General features: G+C 55.1%; 2 tRNA genes and 2 rRNA genes (1 of these 4 cut by a window edge). All 4 read right to left on the bottom strand.

Going from position 1 to position 2,500, the window contains the following annotated elements:
- Positions 1–272 (bottom strand): 23S ribosomal RNA (locus tag JKG68_RS31075) (its annotated part extends 2,486 nt beyond the left edge of the window); the annotation flags it as partial.
- 302 nt (positions 273–574) lie between these two features.
- A tRNA-Ala gene (locus JKG68_RS31070) sits at positions 575–650 on the bottom strand.
- A gap of 9 nt (positions 651–659) precedes the next feature.
- Positions 660–736 (bottom strand) — tRNA-Ile (locus JKG68_RS31065).
- A gap of 168 nt (positions 737–904) precedes the next feature.
- A 16S ribosomal RNA gene (locus JKG68_RS31060) occupies positions 905–2,391 on the bottom strand.
- Between the last annotated feature and the right edge of the window lie 109 nt (positions 2,392–2,500).

Here is a 2,500-nt window from a genome sequence, read left to right as displayed (position 1 = left end):
GTACTTAGATGTTTCAGTTCCCCGGGTTCGCTTTAAACCCCTATGAATTCAGGGCCTAATACCTTCATCTGACCCTCCGTAGTGCAACACCACCCCACAGATCGCTCTTGCGGATGACGTCACAATACAAAGGGTCGAAGGTGGGTTTCCCCATTCGGAGATCCTTGGATCAAAGCTCGTTCGCAGCTCCCCAAGGCATATCGCAGCGTACCACGTCCTTCATCGCCTCTCAGCGCCAAGGCATCCACCAGATGCTCTTACGACACTTGATTACTCTCATGATCGATGCTCGCTCGGCTTGACCGAACACCAATCAAAAAAGAAAGACCTGTCTTTGGATTTCTCCAAAGACGTTTTTGCTTGCCAAGCATACTCGGCGCTCCCGGCTGCGGGCCGGGGCTGGTTCGCACGAACTAGGTGTCGCGCTTGCCGAATATGCTGCCTCTTTACGATTTCAAACATCCGCGCATCCCACACACAAGAGGGGAGGCGCGAACCTCAAACAAGATCCCCGACCATGAAGCATCATGGGCGATGGACATCCGGATACGGCTCTAAGAACCAATAAAGATCGTGGTGGAGCCTGTCGGGATCGAACCGACGACCTGAAGCTTGCAAAGCTACCGCTCTCCCAGCTGAGCTAAGGCCCCTCACGATAATGGTGGGCCTGGGACGACTCGAACGTCCGACCTCACCCTTATCAGGGGTGCGCTCTAACCACCTGAGCTACAGGCCCCAATCAACAGGACCAGCAGCCCAAAGGCCACCCACCCGATCGATGTATCCGGAGAAGAAAGAGAAACGAAGACGGCAGCGTCCCGCATATCGGGATCTGACTGATCCCTTGTGTTCAAAAGAGATCCGATAAGACCAACAAATGTCAGCCTTGAGGGATCATCCTTAGAAAGGAGGTGATCCAGCCGCAGGTTCCCCTACGGCTACCTTGTTACGACTTCACCCCAGTCGCTGACCCTACCGTGGTCGCCTGCCTCCTTGCGGTTGGCGCAGCGCCGTCGGGTAAGACCAACTCCCATGGTGTGACGGGCGGTGTGTACAAGGCCCGGGAACGTATTCACCGTGGCGTTCTGATCCACGATTACTAGCGATTCCACCTTCATGCACTCGAGTTGCAGAGTGCAATCCGAACTGAGACGGCTTTTTAGGATTAGCTCCCCCTCGCGGGTTCGCTGCCCATTGTCACCGCCATTGTAGCACGTGTGTAGCCCAGCCCGTAAGGGCCATGAGGACTTGACGTCATCCCCACCTTCCTCTCGGCTTATCACCGGCAGTCCCCTTAGAGTGCCCAACCAAATGATGGCAACTAAGGGCGAGGGTTGCGCTCGTTGCGGGACTTAACCCAACATCTCACGACACGAGCTGACGACAGCCATGCAGCACCTGTGTTCCCGCCAGCCGAACTGAAGAACCCTGTCTCCAGGATCCATACGGGACATGTCAAAGGCTGGTAAGGTTCTGCGCGTTGCTTCGAATTAAACCACATGCTCCACCGCTTGTGCGGGCCCCCGTCAATTCCTTTGAGTTTTAATCTTGCGACCGTACTCCCCAGGCGGAATGCTTAAAGCGTTAGCTGCGCCACTGACGAGCAAGCTCGCCAACGGCTGGCATTCATCGTTTACGGCGTGGACTACCAGGGTATCTAATCCTGTTTGCTCCCCACGCTTTCGCGCCTCAGCGTCAGAACCGGACCAGTAAGCCGCCTTCGCCACTGGTGTTCTTGCGAATATCTACGAATTTCACCTCTACACTCGCAGTTCCACTTACCTCTTCCGGTCTCAAGCCAGACAGTATCGAAGGCAATTCTGTGGTTGAGCCACAGGCTTTCACCCCCGACTTATCAAGCCGCCTACGCGCCCTTTACGCCCAGTGATTCCGAACAACGCTAGCCCCCTTCGTATTACCGCGGCTGCTGGCACGAAGTTAGCCGGGGCTTCTTCTTCCGGTACCGTCATTATCGTCCCGGACGAAAGAGCTTTACAACCCTAAGGCCTTCATCACTCACGCGGCATGGCTGGATCAGGCTTGCGCCCATTGTCCAATATTCCCCACTGCTGCCTCCCGTAGGAGTTTGGGCCGTGTCTCAGTCCCAATGTGGCTGATCATCCTCTCAGACCAGCTACTGATCGTCGCCTTGGTGAGCCATTACCTCACCAACTAGCTAATCAGACGCGGGCCGATCCTTCAGCGATAAATCTTTCTGCTCTCGCACGTATCCGGTATTAGCCCAAGTTTCCCTGGGTTATTCCGAACTGAAGGGCACGTTCCCACGCGTTACTCACCCGTCTGCCACTCACCCCGAAGGATGCGTTCGACTTGCATGTGTTAAGCCTGCCGCCAGCGTTCGTTCTGAGCCAGGATCAAACTCTCAAGTTGAAAGATTTGATCTGACTGTCACTACACTCAATTGACAGAGCACCTCCATCTGTGGGTTTCCCCACAGCGGTGTACTCACCAAAGCATAGATCAGGTCGATGTCTTCTTA

Source organism: Microvirga aerilata, assembly GCF_016743775.1.
Classification (GTDB): Bacteria; Pseudomonadota; Alphaproteobacteria; order Rhizobiales; family Beijerinckiaceae; genus Microvirga; species Microvirga aerilata.
Note: the sequence above shows the minus strand (reverse complement) of the source record. Positions and strands in the feature narration are given on the sequence as shown.